This window comes from Thermodesulfobacteriota bacterium, from assembly GCA_036397855.1.
In the GTDB taxonomy this organism is placed as follows: Bacteria; Desulfobacterota_D; UBA1144; order Nemesobacterales; family CSP1-2; genus DASWID01.
Genome location: DASWID010000105.1, coordinates 26,045 through 44,021 on the forward strand (window position 1 = coordinate 26,045; position 17,977 = coordinate 44,021).

The window sequence follows — 17,977 nt, forward strand, 5'->3', positions numbered from 1 at the left end:
CAATAACGGTAGTGATTTCTCTTATCGGTGGTGGGTTTGATTGCTTGCGCAAGGTATGATGTTATTCAATCCTGATAGCCCTAAGAAAGCGGTCAACCTCGATTGATGCTTCGAATTTTAATTATGTATCACCAACTTCTTTATTCAAACATTGCGAGATTTTATGACCTATTTTTGTACATGAATAGTTACAAAAGAGCCGTGGATTATTTTGTAGGGCAAATTTCGTTTGATGACAATCAAACTATTAAGTTATTAGATGTTGGTGCAGGGACAGGACTCTACACCCTCGCAATCTTGAAGAGAATTCCAAACTCTCGTATAACAGCCATTGACATAAATGAAAACATGGTCAGGAGATTAAAATCTAACTTGAAAAGCCGATCGTTAACAAACTCGGTTAAAACAATTTTCTCGGATGCAAGATATCCAATACCAGAAATTGAAGGTGATGAATATGACCTGATTGTAGCTGGTGGATTATTGGAACATGTCGATCCGGACCTTACAGTTAAAAATCTATGCAGGTATCTCAGGGTCAATGGCCTATTTTTCAATTCGCCTGTTAAGAATAACTTTTGGGGCAGGCTTGTCGGTTTAACCATGGGCTTTACGCCGTATGAACACAACGTAAATATAAAATCTTTTATCGACAACGGTTTTATCCACTTAAAAAAGATACCTTTGTCAATTAAATATTTTCCAATCAGTTGGGTAAAGGAAGGAGATTTATTCAAAAAGGTTCGATAAATCCAAAACAGAATTATAGATTAATAATACTTCTTCAATTTGCATTCTAAAAACGGTAAGTAGCAATATGACTAATCATCCAAATAAGTATGGAAGCATCGGTGTAGGTATCGTTCCTGAAAAATGTTCTTTATTTAAAAGGCTTGTTGAAATAGAAGATGAAAATCATGATCATTCCAAACGGGCAGGAAGTGAAAACGGGAGGAAGGCATGTGAGGTTATTTGTAGTGCAATTGATTCTTCAACTATTCTGTCAAGAAATGTACATATCTATTTCGAAAAGTTTGAGTTTGATTCAGTTGAGCCAGTCCAGGAAAAGGCTAAGATCATTTTCGACAATCAAGGAATGTCGGAAGTGCATCTCTATGATAACACAGGTTATAAGGAGGGGCATTCGGGCGAAGATCTGAGTACACAACCGAAAAAGTTGTTGTACGTGAAAAAGAGACTGAACATTTTCGAAAGGAGAAAAGCAAAAGATAAAATAGTTGTATTCGATCTGGCGAAAATTTCTCCACATCGTACCGAGCAAGTTCGCTCGGCACTAAAGGCGGGAGCAGCCGGTGTATTACTAGTAGCTCAGGGAAATTTAGAAAAAACTGGTATTGGCTACCCGTACGCAGGCTTCGCATGTAAAGAATTTCCTGATATACAAAATTTCGAGCATTGTCATATCCCTGTTACAGGAATATTACGTAACCAGTGGAATGAAATCTCTAGACACAAGATGAATGAAGTGATGATAAACTACAGTTTCAGACAGGAAACGCTGACAGGAGCAAATATAATAGTAGATATAGGCAGAAAATATAACGATAAAGCACCCGACAAAATTATCGTGTTAGGGGCGCATTATGATAGCTGGGACATTGGCGCCCAAGATAATTGTGGATCAGTTCAAACTCTATTTTCTGTTCTAGAGGAATTATATAAACACAAAAATAGTGCTCCTAAACACCAAATAAGGGCAATATTCTGGGATGCTGAAGAGCTGGGATTACTAGGTTCGCTTTACCACATGTCAAATAGAGAAATCCAAAATCTGGCTCAGAACTACAAGTTTTATTTCAATTTTGAGATGTCCTTGCCAACTACTCTCAAATTCTTTAACAACTTCTTTCTTTACAATTACTTAAAGCCGGAACCGTTCTTACATTTTAATCGCGTCCATTTTGGCATTTTTAACCTGATTGCTCGTATTCTGGGATCGAGGGGATTCCCTTCAGATGTTGAAGTTTTCCTGAAGAATAATATTTTTTCAGCTTCCACTGCATGCCTAAACGATTTTTATCATACCAAACTCGACGACGGTAGTAATATACAGTGGAAGCTTTACGATAAGGTGGTTGGATGGATAACTAATTATATAAGAAGGATCGATGCGTCATTATAGAAAAGACGAATAACCCTTTAGCAATCTATAGGGAATTCTCTAGTTAAAACTATTTAACTTGACTATGGTGGGAATATTAAGTTAAAATCGTAACCCGATGGGTCATTAAACGCATCTGTCAATATCAAGAGTTAGGATATGAGACAAAATGTTATAATGTTATAATAATGTAATGAATCCTTGAGGTTATCCAAGAGATGCAGGAATCAACAAAAAAAACAATTAAAGAAATAATTCGGGACCTACCGTCATTAATAAGAGAAGAGCTTGATTATCTCGAGAAGAAGGTTCGTGAATATCAAGCTGGCATGATTGGCGAGATTAAATTTCAAAAGATTCGTCTGCAAATGGGAACCTATGCTCAAAGGCAGAATGGCGTCCAAATGCAGAGAATCAAGATACCGTATGGGGGGCTTACTTCTCATCAACTTAGAAGATTGGCAGACGTGACCGAAAAATACGCCAGCGGGTTCATGCATCTAACCACCAGGCAGGATGTGCAGATTTATTACGTAAAACTCCCCACAGTTCCAAATATGATGAGGGAGCTTGCTGACGCCGGTATTACAACCCGTGAGGCCTGTGGAAATACCGTAAGAAATGTTACTGCATGTCATCAATCGGGTATTTCAAGAACAGAGACATTTGATGTTACACCTTATACGGACGCCTTTGTCCAATTCATGTTGAGAAATCCCATCTGTCAGAATATGGGACGCAAATTTAAGGTAGCCTTCGAGGGTTGTTCCGATAAAGACCATGCCGGTGTCAGAATTCATGACCTCGGATTTCGTGCCAGAGTAAAAGAAATTGACGGGGACTTAAAGAGAGGATTTCAGCTTTATGTTGGGGGCGGTTTAGGAGCGTCGCCATCCCTTGGATATCTGTGGAGTGACTTCATACCGGTCGAAGAAATGCTCCCGCTCTCTGCCTCTATCATACGGATCTTTGACCGTTATGGAGAAAGAAAGGTCCGCATGAAAGCCCGAATGAAGTTTCTCGTAAGGAAGCTGGGATTTGAGGAGTTTCGAAAGCGTGTTGAAGAAGAAAGAGCTCAACTGAAAGTAGATCAATCATGGAATGATTATCTCAAAAAAATTGATGAACATGAAAAAGCCCCGGAAAGATTCAAGGACATACCTCCGGCACCGGAGGGAATCGAAAGCGACCCAGGTTATATAAAATGGAAAGAATCTTGCGTAGTACCCCATAGGGAAGATGGATATAGGATGGTGCACGTAAGAATCAAGGTCGGGGATATAGAATCGGAGAGAGCGCGAACGTTGGCAGACATAACCGAGATATTCTCCGGCGGGGAAATTCGTATTACGATTCAGCAAAACTTTGTCTTACGCTGGGTACCAGAGGATTGCCTGCCGTCGCTTTATGCTGCCCTCAGGGAGGCAGATTTAACCTATCTGGGAGCCGATACCTTTGAGGATATAACTGCTTGCCCAGGCGCAGACACGTGCAGATTGGGTATCACATCAGCCAAAGGATTGGCTGGAAGGCTAAGCAACGGAATGGCAAATGGTCTTTCGGAATATAAGGAGATGGCGAAGGACTTGAAGATTAAAATATCTGGATGCCCAAACGCCTGTGCACAGCATGTCTCCGCAAATATTGGTTTTCAGGGCGCGTCGATAAATCATGATGGTAGGACAGTTCCCGCAGAAATGGTTTTTGTAGGAGGCTCACTTATAGGGGATGATACTCGGCTTGCCATGCCAATTAAAAAGATTCCTACTCGAAATGCCCCAAAGGTTGTCAAGAAACTGCTTGAGCTATACAAACACCAAAAACAGGGTGACGAGCACTTTGACCTTGTTATGCAAAGATTAGGCGCTGATCGGATAAAAGTGGAGCTTGATGAATTTACATCTATTCCATCTTTTGAAGAAGACCCCTCGTTCTATCAGGATTGGGGACATGAGGAAGAAAAGTTCGAAATTCAACAAGGAGTTAAAGGGGAGTGCGCCGGCGCGACTGTTGAGGAAAAGATCCCAACCTTCAAAGATGCTGAAAAACATCTAGAGAAGGCGCGCGCCTTTTTACACCACGGCGAATTAAAATCATCAATAATAGAATCATACCAGGCATGTTCAGCGACTGCTCATGTGCCCTTGTACACGAAATTGGTCGACCCATTTACCGATGAGCAAACAATATGGGAGTTTGAGAACATGCTTGTGCGCACAGGAGAAGCAGATAATAAATGGATTGACATTGCTGTGCGCCTAAAGGAAAAAATCAGCATGGAACCTACAAAGGAAATCGCCGAAGAGCTGTTAGCTATAGCAGATGATATGCATTCAGAGTGCCAACAAATCCAGATGAATCTTACTCAGGCTACAAAAAACTAGCAGGTTCAAAACCCGATAAAAAAATAAATGAATAACCCTGCGGAAAGCTGCTGGGGTATGGTATTAAAATATACGGTTGCGAGCAATCCTGAGCTAGTGCGAAGGGGACAAAGCAATCGCCTGATGAGATTCTTCGCTTCGCTCAGAATGACACACCGTATCAGATTGCCAGGGAGCCTACATCAGAAAAACGATTCTAGCTTTTCCAATACATCATCAGTTTTCCCGATGATTTTACTACATTCTGGCAAAGATTCCAAAAAGTATCTACCATAGAACTTGCTAATAATTCTCTTATCTAAAACAAGCACAGCACCCTTGTCCGTACGAGATCTTATGAGTCTCCCAAAACCCTGTTTGAATTTTAAAACTGCGACCGGGACGGTGTATTCTAAAAACGGATCTATTCCCTGTCTTTCCATATGTTCAACTCGAGCTTCTATAATCGGATCCGTGGGAACCCTGAATGGGAGCCTGGTAATAATAACCAACCTTAGAGCTTCTCCTGGGACATCTACTCCCTCCCAAAAACTATCGGTTGCAAAAAGAACAGAATTAACTTCTTTTCTAAAATTATCGAGAAGTCTAGCCCGCGGAAGACTGCCCTGCTTTAATGGAACTAGCCCAAGACTCTCAAGTCGTTTACTTATTTCCTTATAAACCAATTCAAGAAGAGAATATGATGTGAAGAGAATAAGGGCATCCCCACCAGATGCTTTAACAGCGTCGAAAATCACGGGCGAGACCTTTAAAGAGTGTTGAATATCCGTTGGCGCCGGCATATCATTGGGTATCGCGAGCAGAACCTGTTGTTCATAATCAAATGACGAAGGCAATATATGCTCTTTTACCCTGTTGTTATCAGTTAAACCAATGCCCGATTTTAGAAAATTAAAATTGCCTCCGACAGCCATCGTAGCAGAAGTCATCACTATCGTATTACAGCTCGAATATAGCCTTTCCCTTAAATGTGGCGAAATATCAAGTGGGGAGAGACCGATACCAGAAAGTATTCCCCCTTTTCCCACCCTACCCTCAACCCATCTTATATAACCATCATCCTCTCGATTCAGGAATGAATCGATGACTTGGGAGAAGTAATTGACTTTATTGCCGACACCTTTAAATTCTACAAGAATCTTTGCGACATCAGTTTCGGCCTCAAACTCCATGAGAACATCTATAAAGTTCCTTATCTCATCGAATAATTCACGAAGCTTTATACTCAGAATAGAAAATTTCTTATGAATTTCTTCCCATCCCGCTGTCTCAAATATATCTTCTGTAATTCTTAAATTAATCTCATTTTTGGAACCTTCTTTTGCCTCAACTATCTGAAGTGAAAAATAATAAAGCTCATCAAAGGTATTTAATACATGTTCTTCGACCATATCGACCTGTGGCGAAAGTCTTTCTTCTATTCTTCTAAGCACCTTGTTAAGTATTCCTTTTTTAAAATATTTCCTGAGCCTTGTTGTAAGATTAGCAGTGTAGAAGATCAATCCCTTTATCTCACCGCTACTTCCTTTTCTCTTTAACCTTCTCAACGCTCTTATAATCCCAAATTTTGTTGCCCTCATTCCAAAATGCGACGTAGCGGCATCTACAATATGATGGGCTTCATCAAATACAATATTTTTATAGGGGGGTAGGATTCCAGCGTCATTCTCCTCGCTTGCTCCTTTTATTGCTAAATCGGAAAAAACAAGGTGATGATTAGCAACTATAATGTGAGACGATGCAACATCCCTCCTCGCCTTATAGAAAAAGCAATTCGAGTAGTGAGGACACCTCACACGTAAACAGCTATCACTCTCTGCAGAGACCTTGTCCCAAATACCCTCAGGGGGGGTAAAATTTAAATCCGATAAAGAACCGTCCTTTGTAACCCTTGACCAATCAAGGATATCGCTAAGGATCTTGATTTCTTCATCTTCAGCAAATTCGAATAGTCCCTCTCCAACAGTTTCAGCCCTCAGAAGGCACAGGTAATTACCCATACCTTTTACAAGAGAATGTTTAAAATCCTCATTTAGACTACTGTGAACGAGTGGGATGTCTTTCTGTGAAAGCTGCTCTTGAAGGTTAATAGTATTGGTGGAGATGACAACCCTCTCGCCATTCAGAAGAGACCAATAGACAGAAGGTATCAGATAAGAAAGCGTTTTGCCTGTTCCCGTACCGGCTTCGATTATTGATACGAGGTTCTCATTAAACGCACTTGAGACCGCGCCGAGCATCCTTATTTGTTCTTCACGCATCTCATAATTAGAACCTAAGCTCTCGGCAACTTTACCCTTCGGCATTAGGAGTTGTTGGATACCCTCAGTCTCTAGGTGCTTTATCTCGACTTCCTTGAAACGTTCAACAATGACATAAACCCTCGAGGCATCGTTATTAGCTATATAGAACCCGACACCATGGTTTCCGAAAACAGAGGCCATTTGTATATCTTGATCTGAAGGAGTTAAATTTCCAGAAGGATGATTGTGGATTACGACTTCACCAGATTTAGCAGAATCGACTACTGCGGGAACAGAATAATTATTCCCACGCGCGATCACTCTCACATTTTCTATGACGTCTCCATCCCCAAAGGAGCCAACAAAAAACACCTCATTTCCATCTGCTTCTTTAATGACCTTTGCAAATTCCTTCTTAGCCTTTTTTGAAAAGATATCTAATTTCACAGCAAGAAAATTAACACAACTGAGAGTTTTTCCAAAAAATACAATTATTAGATTCCTAGCGTTTGACATCACAAAAATAGACTGGGTTTTCCAACATCGCTAACGGTTAGGTCACGAGTCTTGCTCGTGACAGGCGATTAACCAACCAGCAAGCCTGGCCTGAGTTAAGTCGAAGGGACTGGTCGGCTACCCGAGTAATTTCGATTTGAAAATTACGCCAGAACGGCTTATCTCGGAATCGTATCGATACCCGATCTAAGACTTCGGGTGTGACAGAAAACGGATCTTCAAACCTTCTGGAGAATGCTCTTATCTTTCTCTATGGAAAACGCAGGTAAAAAAGGGTAGTTTATCACTGTGCACGATGGAGGGGTGGCCGAGTGGACGAAGGCGCCGGTCTCGAAAACCGGTAGAGCCTTTGTGGGCTCTCGTGGGTTCAAATCCCACCCCCTCCGTTTAAAGCAGTTTGAGATTAGAAATGCAAAAAAAGAGATTCGACCTCCCTTCAAACAGGGTCATTTATTCTCAAACGATGGAGTACATCGAAAAGGAAAAAACCTTTCTCTTGTTTAAAGGTAACAATTTAGATGCATTCATTGAATCGTCCTCTTATGCCAGCGAGAAGGGCTTTAACCTTATAGGGATAGATATGAAAACACCCGGACTGAAGGACCACCTCAAATCTCTAAAGAAACATGGGCAAAGAAGGTTTGGAGTGTTTTGTGTCTCATCGAAGAAGGAGGCCAGGATTGCTATTAATGCGGGCGCATCGTTTATCTTCTCCACCCATTGTGACAGAGGAATAATAAGAAGATGTAATAGAGAAACTGTGTTTAATTCTATAGGATGTCTCACACCAAGTGAGTTAGCCGCGGCCAATGAATTTGGAGCAAGAACAATCAGTATTTTCCCATGTAATAAAATGGGCGGCGTGAGCTGGTTCGTATTCCTCAGGGAAATATTTCCAAAGTTAAGATTCATACCAACCGATAAGATGAATCCATCAGAGGCGAGCCGGTATCTAAGGGAAGGAGCCTACGCTGTAGCTCCTATTATTGATTTGGAAATTACGAAATATCCTATAGGATTAATAGAAGATTTCAAAACAATTAAGTAGCAAAGGTGCCATTACTGGCGAAATATCGGCATCATCATCGAACAATCGAATAGGAGCTCATAAAATCAGGAAATGCGCAGAATTATAGGATATAATATCAGCTCAGAGGAGAACCAATTCAAACAATGATACTCAGTTATAGAAAGATAACTTACGCAATACCCTGTATCTTAATCATATTCCTTGGGACCTTCTTTATAAACTGCTCAAAATCATACGCGACCCGTGAACTCGAGGAGACCACTTTGGATATAGCAAGGAGTTCAAATAACATAGTGGTAGCAAAATGCATTTCAACTGAATCAAGGTGGAATGAACAGGGGTCTTTAATATTTACATATGTAACATTTCAGTTACAGGATACTGTTAAAGGAGATAGTACAGAGGAAAATTTAGCCCTAAGATTTTTAGGTGGCCGCGTCGGGGACACAGTACAGTCTGTACCCGATATGCCTGAATTCTCTGAGAATGAAGAAGTAATGCTCTTCCTCGGCCCAAAAAATAAATCTGGCTATCAAACGCTAAGCAGCATTCAAAACGGCGTGCTTAGGATTCAAACCGACTTAGACACTGGTAATAAATTAATAACAACGCCGACCACTGGTATTCAAATTTATAAGAGAAATACAGATAAATCCATATCTTCACCCTATGAAAATGGAGTCTTATTGGAAGACTTCAATTATAGTCTCAAGAAGGCAATTGATTGACCAACCTGAAAGCATTGAAAAAGAGCCTCTATGACTAAACTAAGAATAGTAACAGCGTCTCTTATAGCCGTGTTTTTTGTGCCATGCATTGTATTTGGTTACCATATACTGAATAACCGAAATTCGTCGGGTAATTTCGTATTCCTTAAATGGGGAGGCACAACAGTAAATTTAAGACTAGATCCTGGCACCTTGGGAGGAGGAGATGGAAGAGAAATTGTAGAAGAGGCATGTGAGACCTGGAACAACGTACCAACCGCGGTTAGCCTCTGTGGAAATTTTTCCACTGTGTCCGAAGACATTACGGTCGAAAATTATGAATCTCTTATATCTACTAATGACGGTAATATTGATGTAATCTTTGATGAAACAGGTGAAATCCTAGCTGATCTGGGGTTCTCTCCCAGCTCGACTCTGGGAGTAAGTTCTGTCACAAGCAACGTAGCAAACGGTGAAATACAAAATGTGCTTTTAGTTTTAAACGGTAGTTTACAAAGCAGTTCGTCATCGGACCTGCTTTCAACATCAATCCACGAGATGGGCCATGGTTGGGGATTGGCCCATATACCAATAGGTGGAATTAACAGTGATAATTTTACTCATGGGCTCGAACCGATCGATCCCGAAGCAATTCCAACGATGTTTCCGTTTAACATACCGACTAATGATGCACTTGGAAGGACCTTGGAACTTGATGATGAGGTTGGAATATCGGTAAGATACCATTCCAACTGATTAAGATATCAATGGAGGTTATTTAAGTTGTTATTCAGAACAAATGTCAGATTTGCGATGATTCCATTATTGTTCCTTGCAATAATTTTTACACTTTCTGGGTCATGCGATGGTGGAGGTGAAGAAAGCGGTGGAGATGGATCAAATCCAGGCCCTGATATGAATCTGACAGAACCTTTATTAAATGGTGCCATACAAGGAACCGTAACTTCTTCCCGTGGATCTCCGCTAAATGGGGTGCATGTGAGGGCTGTGAAAGTAGACAACACAAACATTCAGATTTCGGCCTTTTCAGGCATCGGTCCAAACTTAACTCTTCGAGATGGAGAATTCCGGATAGACGGCGTGCCATCCGGGAACTACAGAATACTCATTGAAAAATTAGACGGACGATCGCTTGTGTTTCAAGATTTTAGATATAGTGATTTTGTAAAACAAAACTCTCCGTTGATTTCCTTTCCTGACGAGTATTTTAATGGGACCGAAGAATCCTCTGATGATGATCTCGAGGATTCCGTGGAGATTATAGTAATTAACGGACAAACTACCGGAGGGATAAATATCATCACAAATGATTGAACATTGCTAGTCAACCAGATCTAGCGTGATCCTCCTTCTCTCCACATCAGCGTCATCAACCTTAACCTTCACACTTTGACCTATTTCATACCATCTTCTCTTATGACTCTTAATTTTTTCTCTGGGCACGAACCCCTCAACGAAAACTTCCTTAAGCTCGACAAAAATCCCAAACGGAAGAACACTCACTACAACACCTTCGAACTCTTTTCCAACGTGCGTTTTCATCATGTTTGCGCTCTCAAGCTTTATAGCCTCCCTCTCAAGTTCATCAGCATATCTCTCCCGCATCGAACAGTGATTTGAAATCCACTCCAGAGACTCAGGTGTATATGGAATTCTCCTTCCACTGAGAATACAATCGATAAGCCTATGAACTACCAAATCAGGATAGCGCCTTATCGGAGATGTAAAGTGTGTATAATGCCTGAGTGCGAGACCAAAATGACCTCTGGTAGCTGTAGAATATAATGCTCGTTTTAAAGACCTCAGGATCAGCATATTTACTGCAATCTCCTCAGGTCTCCCTTTAGACTCCAAAATTACCCTTTGAATATCTTTAGCCTTAATGTTCCCGTTGATTCGAAGGGAATAGCCGAGTTTTTTCAGGTCATCAGCAAGCTCCTTCAAAGACATAATATCAGGAATATCATGTATACGATAAATAGAGGGGGTTTTCGAGTTGAATATGTGCATAGCCACACTAGTGTTAGCAGCTATCATGAACTCCTCGATTATTCCATGCGCAATGTTCCTTGTAAGCTTTACTACATCAACGGTTCTTCCAAGCTCGTCTCGTATAAGCTCGGGTTCAGGTATATCGAAGTTAAGCTCCCCATTTGAAATTCGCCTTTCCCTAACTCTTTCGTAAAGCTCTTTCATTGATTGGAGACTTTGAACTATCTCTTTTCTTACAGCTTTCTCAGCCGACCGTTTGTTTAGCAAATCCGAAGCAAACGAGTAGTTTAGCCTTGCATGACTTCGTATTACACTCTTGTAGATCTTGTAATCCGTTATGTCACCACCGTCGTTGAAATGCATCTCTACGGTCTTAGCAAGTCTGTCTTCGTGGGGAACAAGACTGCACAATTCGTTAGAAAGTTTTTCAGGGAGCATCGGGATGACCATGTGCGGCATATAAATGCTAGTTCCTCTCTGTAGAGCATCATTGTCAACGCCGCTTCCAAGTCTTACGTAATTAGTAACATCCGCTATGGATACCCAGAGTTTATACCCATTGCTAACGCGTGAAATGCCAACCGCGTCATCGAAATCCTTTGCAGTGTCATTATCAATTGTAAAGATGCAGCAGCCCCTCAAATCTACCCTTCCCCTCAAATAGTCAGGACTAACTTCAGAAGGAATTTCTTCAGACTCGCGCAACGCTTCCCTTGAAAAACCGTTTGGAAGATTATAATCTGCCGATAGCCCTTTGTACTCAACATCAAGCTTCCCGGCTTTTCCTAATACTTCAACAATGTTAATTTTTGGAATATTTTCCTCAACTCTTGCTCCCCGAAGTTCAGCTATAACCAAACTACCACTCCTTATCCCTTTTGCATCACCTAGCCTAACCGCAATCCTCGAACCGTTTGTATTTCTGGCCAATATAATTCCCGTTTTTCCTGTTCTTATGAACTTTCCAATGATTTTCCCTTGATTTCGAACCCTTACAGGAGAAATCGCTGTTTTCTCCTTTCCACTAGTGGTGAAACCTTCTGAAAGTGCATATCTGCCCCCTCTTATTCTTAAGATCTTTCCCTCGTTTACCATTTTCCGCAGTACGTTCTTGAACGCCCTCCTACCTTCTTTTTCTACACGAAGCCGTTTTGAAATTTCTCGTGCCCTTGAAGGCCTATATGACGGCCTCTTCATAAATTTCTCTATCTCTCGTGGTCCCGGTAGCTTAATCATAGGATTTTAATATTTAATGAGATATAGTTTATCTTCAATATTTCTTTATTTTATCAAGACTTGGGAAATAACCAATTCTCTACTTTTATGAAACCTTAGCGAAGACTCTTCTCACTGGCATTCTCGGCTATTTTATTATCTGCCATAAGGCAAAATCGTTAATCCATAAACGTCTATATACGAGTTATAGTTAAATGAATGATAAATGGCCAAATTACTTTGTCAATCGCTTTTGGTAATATTAAGCGGAAGAAACATTAAAGACTTAAAGTATTAATTTAATGTTTAAACTCATGTCACTGAAAAGAAATTACATGTATCATGAGATAACTGCATTTCATCGCTGTAAAAACCAGATATTTCGACGACAGAATCCTAAATAGTATTAGCTTCACTTATCTTAATGTTCCTTTAGAACTTCTTTGTCTTGATGCTGAATAGATCCTGACCTATCGTCAGGACATGGTTCAGCACAGGTACAAAGAAGCAATCCTTCGACGTCGCTCAGGACTAGGCCGCCCCCCTTGTTGTCATTCCCGCGGATTGTTAGCGGGAATCCATGCTTTTACCTCTGGATCCCCGACTACTGATTTCGGGGATGACAGACCGACTAAAAAATTTAATTCGACCACAACCCGCTCATCCTGAATTTATTTCAGGATCTAGTGGAAACAAGAGATGCTGAAACAAGTTCAGCATGACTGACTATGACATTCACCCACTTAACGCAATTTTTGGAAGGCCGTTCAAGGCCTTTCAATTCTGAAAAGGATTAATGCAAATAACTCTATTCATGAAATTGTAAGAATTTTGTCCACGAAATATCTAACATCTACAGCAATGACGGCAGGGTATATGTCATTGCTATGACATGAGAGGCTGATCGTTTAGGTATTGATACCCCGCCGCTTCCTGCAGCGAGTGTCATTATCATAGATTTGAATTTTGCTAATTTCTCAGATAGTATTCCCCGCTGACAAGTTCCTACTGTCAAAACCGGTTGGAGGATATTGCATGCTGAAAACAAACATAATCGGGAGTACAATCATAAGTATTATACTACTCGCCATAATTGGTTATGCTTTATATGTTGGCATGTCAATCAACTGGAATCTATATGTAAAAATCGGCGCAGTTGTTTTAGTAATATCAGCAATTATCGGTATAGCCGCAGCCGGTGGGGATAAGGCTTAAGTATCAATCTCTTCCAACCCTTAAATTACGATTGATTTATAAGACAAATCTTCTCTTAAATACGCCCATCACGAATGAAAATCTATTATAAGAATGGCGTAGCAAAGATTCGATTTAAATCCCCAGGAACTAGTTCAATTCCTATGAAAATCAGTGCTTTGTTTAGAGATGCGATAGTCCTATGATGCGAGAATTATCTTGCCGGCACTGTGTGAAGTTTCAATTCTTTGAGGATGAAGCCTGAGAATATTAATAAAATAGCTCCTCGGGTTTGCCTCATTATGTATAAAGAATTCAACTTCTTTAAGAAATTCTTGTACAATTTCTCTTCCATAGTCAATGGAAACTCTAGACTTGCTTAACTGTACATTATCTTTATATTCCCTGATGATATTGATTACAACATCCGATACCTCATTTGCAAAAACATTTTCTGATCTGTGATTATAAAGTAAACCCCTCTTCTCCGTATCAAGCGTTTTAAGAACTAGCTCAAGACCTTGAGCTAAATCAATGTTTCTAATTCTATTGTTAGAACGGAAAACTCTAACAAAAGCAATTTCTATATCGCTAAAGATCCTAGGATTGGTGTTATACAGCTCCGCTCGCCTGATAAATGAACCAACACCTTCTTTTCTCAGCCTTTGCCTAGAAACCTTGTCCTGTTGATATTTCTGGCCCCCTGAATAATGTCGACAGTCGAGTGGACAATTAATCTCAATGCCTCTCTTCTCTCCACAACATACCGGGCATATGTACCCATTCTTCGCAGGACAATGCCTTTTCCCCTTTCTCTTTTCACAAATTAAGCATTTCATATCCAAAAAATTGATCGCATTTATGGATTCCTAGGTTTTACGTTTTTTCTTACCCAATCAATTATTTTACCAGTTGGTGTGCCCGGTTCGAATATTGCCCTTACACCGTGTTTAATAAGTCCGGGTATATCTCCTTTGGGTATAATACCACCACCAAATACCGCTATATCATCGGCTCCCTTTTCTTTTAACAACCTAGTTACCTCGGGAAACAAATAATTATGCGCTCCTGAAAGAATACTTAATCCTATTACATCGACATCTTCCTGAATTGCGGTCTCCACAATCATTTCAGGCGTATGGTGGAGCCCCGTGTAGATTACTTCAAATCCAGCATCTCTCAGAGCCCTCGCGACTATTTTTGCACCCCTATCATGCCCATCCAACCCCGCCTTCCCAATTAAGATTCTTATCCTTCTCTCGTCTCCCATAACTGTTTCCTCACTGCTCTTCGACGAAGAATGAACACCAATTTACATAAAAATGATGCACGATGCATGATACACGATGCAAGATGCATGATACATGATGCACGATGCACGATCCATGATTATCTTCTTCTTGTATCCTGTATCCTGTAATTAAAAATACCCCGGATCTCTATAAACGCCATATGCATCCCTGAAGACATCACTAATTTCACCCACAGTCGCGTATTCTCTAACAGCTTGTACTATAAGAGGCATCAAGTTCTCTCCCTTTTTAGCCGCCCTGCTTATCGCTTTAAGATGTTTTCTCACAGCTCTGTTGTTTCTATATCCCTTAATTGCAGTAAGCCTTTTCCTCTGCTCATTTTCAACCTGGTCATCGATGTTCAGCGTTGGGAAGGTGGTTTCGTCATCAACTTTATACTTGTTTACGCCAACTATAACCTTTTGACCACCATCGAGCTGCTTTTGGTATTTATACGATGCATCAGCAATCTCTCTTTGAGGAAATCCGTTATCGACAGCCTCGATAATTCCGCCTAGTTCATCTATCTTTCGGATGTACTCGAGAGACATCTTCTCCATCCGGTTAGTAAGAGATTCAATGACATAGCTCCCACCGAGCGGATCGATTGAATTTACAACTCCGCTTTCTTCGGCGATTATCTGCTGGGTTCTAAGAGCAACCGTTACTGCTTCTTCGGTTGGCAGCGCGAGTGTCTCGTCCATGGAATTGGTATGTAAGGACTGCGTTCCGCCAAGTACCGCTGCCAAGGCTTGTATCGAAACCCTCACGATGTTGTTCAAAGGCTGTTGAGCCGTAAGACTGCATCCAGCAGTCTGCGCGTGAGTTCTTAGCATCCAAGATTTTGGATTTTTCGCTCCGAATCGCTCTCTCATGATATAGGCCCAAAGCCTTCGTGCCGCGCGAAATTTAGCAATCTCTTCAAGAAAATCATTATGCACGTTGAAAAAGAAAGATAGCTGATGAGCAAACTGGTCAACTTGAAGACCACGCTCGATGCATTCCCTGACATACCCAATCCCATCAGCAAGCGTAAAAGCAAGTTCCTGCACAGCCGTCGAGCCCGCCTCACGGATATGGTAACCGGAAATAGAAACTGGATGCCATTTAGGAGCATACCTGGAACAAAACTCAATTATATCGACTACGATTTTTACAGAAGGCCTTGGCGGACATATCCACTCTCGCTGTGCAATGAACTCCTTTAGCATATCATTCTGAATTGTGCCATCCAACTTATCCCATTTAACACCCTGTTTCTCCGCAACAACGAGATACATCGCTAGAATTATACCGGCCGTACAGTTTATGGTCATTGAGGTTGATACCTTATCCAGCCTTATACCGTCGAATAAAGCTTCCATATCTGCAAGCGACGATACTGAAACACCTTCTCTTCCCACCTCACCGGTTGCCCTTGTATGATCACTGTCGTAACCCATAAGAGTCGGCATATCAAAGGCAGTACTGAGTCCAGTTTGACCATGCTTCAATAGAAACTTAAACCTTTTGTTGGTATCTTCTGGAGATCCAAAACCAGCAAATTGCCGCATCGTCCAGAGCCTTCCCTGATACATGCTGTCGTAAATACCCCTGGTAAAGGGATAAGAGCCTGGATATCCAAGATCATCCAGATAATCAAATCCATCAAGATCCAGAGGCGTAGCAACTGGAGGCACGTCCATTCCCGAGATTGTAGTAAAATCGGCACTCCTTTTAGCATTTTTTTGATAATTCTTTTCCCAGGTCTGCTTCCCCTCTTTCATTTTGTGATGTTCCTCGTTATAGTTTGGCACTTGTTACCCTCAGATAAAAAATAGTTTGATTAAAATCAGATTCCCACAATAATCGGCTAAGACTTTAATTTCACGAGTAGTTTTTCAAATTTACAACCATGAGTTTCAATTCTGTCATCTCTTCGATCGCATACCGTAAACCTTCTCTCCCCACGCCAGAATCCTTTACACCTCCATAAGGCATGTTTTCAACCCTGAAACTTGGGTAGTCATTTATAATAACCCCGCCAACTCTTAGCGCATTAAACGCTTTAAACATCTTTTTCATATCCTTAGTAAACACCCCCGCTTGAAGGCCATACCTTGAATTGTTTACCCAACCCAGGACCTCATCAAAATCTTTATATCTCTCTACATGGACCACAGGACCAAATACCTCGTTGCAGCTCAGATTACAGGTAGCGGGGACGTCAGTTAGGACAGTAGGTTCAATCAAACTACCATCCCTGTGTGCTCCAGTGAGAAGCTTCGCTCCGCTTTCCACAGCCTCATCAATCCATTTCATTATTCTTTCAGCAGAATCCGTGTCAATGACTGGCCCCACATCGGTATCTTCGAGCATAGGGTCACCGAGTTTAAGCGCTTTAGTAGCAGATATAAACTTATCGAGAAATCGATCAAAAATTTTATCATGCACATACATCCTTTGAACCGATATACAGCTCTGTCCAGCTTGATAAAATGCCCCCCATGCATTCCGGCTTGCAGCGAAATCTAAGTCTGGGGGGTCTTCATCTATGATAGTGGCCGCATTTCCCCCCAGCTCAAGCGTAACCTTTTTCTTAGGGAATTTTTTCATGAGCTCCCAGCCGATCTCATCGCTCCCGGTAAAGGAAATCTTCTTTATCCTTTCATCTTCCATCACCGGTTCGATTTGAGATCCGGGCAGGGTAAGTATATTCAGTAATCCTTCGGGCAGCCCCGCTTCCATAACGACTTCACCTAGCATGAGAGCAGATAGAGGGGTTTGCGAAGCTGGCTTCAGTATCATGGCATTTCCCGACGCGATTGAAGGAGCAACCTTATGAGCCACCAGGTTGAGGGGGAAATTAAAGGGAGAAATACCCATGACAACCCCAAGCGGAAATCTACGCGTTAAACCATACATCTCTTCATTTCCAGGAACGATGTCGATTGGTATTAGATTACCCTCGGAAAACCTATTGGCTTCTTCAGCAGCAACTGAAAAGGTTGTCATTGCACGACCAACCTCAACCCTGGCTGTTTTTAAGGGCTTGCCTCCTTCCTCAACTAATGCCCTGGCGAACTCATCCTTTCTTTTCTCAATACCATCCACAATCCTTTTCAGTATGTTGCTTCTTAAATAACTAGGGCTATTCTTGAATTTGTCAAATGCCGTTTGAGCCCCGTCCAGCGCCTTTTTTGAGTCCTTTGGTTCGGGGATATTTGTAATTCCTACCACTTCGCCATGATAGGGGCTTTTCACCTCACGTTTTTTCTGGCT

General features: G+C 41.3%; 14 protein-coding genes and 1 tRNA gene. 9 read left to right on the forward strand and 6 right to left on the reverse strand.

Translation table 11 applies throughout. The features are described from left to right. Positions 1–123: 123 nt before the first annotated feature. From VGA95_08235 to VGA95_08245, 3 genes are all read left to right on the forward strand, one after another. Positions 124–750 (forward strand): class I SAM-dependent methyltransferase, encoded by a 627-nt coding sequence (locus tag VGA95_08235; protein ID HEX9666527.1) that lies wholly within the window; start codon positions 124–126, stop codon positions 748–750. Between the two features lie 67 nt (positions 751–817). Beyond that, positions 818–2,143: a M28 family metallopeptidase gene (locus VGA95_08240; protein ID HEX9666528.1), complete on the forward strand. Its 1,326-nt coding sequence runs from the start codon at positions 818–820 to the stop codon at positions 2,141–2,143. Between the two features lie 197 nt (positions 2,144–2,340). Further along, positions 2,341–4,506 (forward strand): nitrite/sulfite reductase, encoded by a 2,166-nt coding sequence (locus VGA95_08245; protein HEX9666529.1) that lies wholly within the window; start codon positions 2,341–2,343, stop codon positions 4,504–4,506. A 182-nt stretch (positions 4,507–4,688) separates the two neighbouring features. On the opposite strand, the gene VGA95_08250 is transcribed toward VGA95_08245, so the two are convergent. After that, on the reverse strand, positions 4,689–7,265 hold the full coding sequence (locus VGA95_08250) for a helicase C-terminal domain-containing protein (GenBank protein ID HEX9666530.1): 2,577 nt from the start codon (positions 7,263–7,265) through the stop codon (positions 4,689–4,691). Positions 7,266–7,562: 297 nt separating this feature from the next. Here VGA95_08250 and VGA95_08255 point away from each other — a divergent pair. The 5 genes from VGA95_08255 to VGA95_08275 all read left to right on the forward strand — a co-directional run bounded on the left by VGA95_08255 (position 7,563) and on the right by VGA95_08275 (position 10,337). Further along, positions 7,563–7,651: transfer RNA gene (locus VGA95_08255), tRNA-Ser, on the forward strand. A gap of 23 nt (positions 7,652–7,674) precedes the next feature. Further along, positions 7,675–8,313, forward strand: coding sequence for a bifunctional 4-hydroxy-2-oxoglutarate aldolase/2-dehydro-3-deoxy-phosphogluconate aldolase (locus tag VGA95_08260; protein HEX9666531.1), 639 nt, complete (start codon positions 7,675–7,677; stop codon positions 8,311–8,313). 125 nt (positions 8,314–8,438) lie between these two features. Then, positions 8,439–9,023, forward strand: a complete 585-nt coding sequence (locus VGA95_08265; protein HEX9666532.1) for a hypothetical protein — start codon at positions 8,439–8,441, stop codon at positions 9,021–9,023. Between the two features lie 30 nt (positions 9,024–9,053). Next, positions 9,054–9,758: a hypothetical protein gene (locus VGA95_08270; GenBank protein HEX9666533.1), complete on the forward strand. Its 705-nt coding sequence runs from the start codon at positions 9,054–9,056 to the stop codon at positions 9,756–9,758. Between the two features lie 27 nt (positions 9,759–9,785). Beyond that, a complete protein-coding gene (locus VGA95_08275; protein HEX9666534.1) occupies positions 9,786–10,337 on the forward strand; it encodes a carboxypeptidase-like regulatory domain-containing protein in 552 nt (183 codons plus the stop codon). Positions 10,338–10,343: 6 nt separating this feature from the next. Here the strand turns inward: VGA95_08275 and VGA95_08280 are convergent, their stop codons facing one another. Next, complete coding sequence (locus VGA95_08280) at positions 10,344–12,212, reverse strand: VacB/RNase II family 3'-5' exoribonuclease (protein HEX9666535.1); 1,869 nt, start codon at positions 12,210–12,212, stop codon at positions 10,344–10,346. A 1,053-nt stretch (positions 12,213–13,265) separates the two neighbouring features. On the opposite strand from VGA95_08280, the gene VGA95_08285 reads away from it, so the two are divergent. Further along, the gene (locus VGA95_08285; GenBank protein HEX9666536.1) at positions 13,266–13,445 is read left to right on the forward strand and encodes a hypothetical protein; all 180 of its coding nucleotides are present in this window, start codon (positions 13,266–13,268) and stop codon (positions 13,443–13,445) included. Between the two features lie 179 nt (positions 13,446–13,624). Here the strand turns inward: VGA95_08285 and VGA95_08290 are convergent, their stop codons facing one another. The 4 genes from VGA95_08290 to VGA95_08305 all read right to left on the reverse strand — a co-directional run. Next, positions 13,625–14,263, reverse strand: a complete 639-nt coding sequence (locus VGA95_08290) for a hypothetical protein (protein ID HEX9666537.1) — start codon at positions 14,261–14,263, stop codon at positions 13,625–13,627. A gap of 20 nt (positions 14,264–14,283) precedes the next feature. Further along, positions 14,284–14,694: a cobalamin B12-binding domain-containing protein gene (locus VGA95_08295; GenBank protein ID HEX9666538.1), complete on the reverse strand. Its 411-nt coding sequence runs from the start codon at positions 14,692–14,694 to the stop codon at positions 14,284–14,286. A 150-nt stretch (positions 14,695–14,844) separates the two neighbouring features. After that, entirely contained in the window at positions 14,845–16,482 is a 1,638-nt protein-coding gene (locus VGA95_08300) for a methylmalonyl-CoA mutase family protein (protein ID HEX9666539.1), read from the reverse strand. Positions 16,483–16,582: 100 nt separating this feature from the next. After that, a partial coding sequence (locus tag VGA95_08305; GenBank protein ID HEX9666540.1) for an aldehyde dehydrogenase family protein occupies positions 16,583–17,977 on the reverse strand: 1,395 nt, incomplete at its 5' end.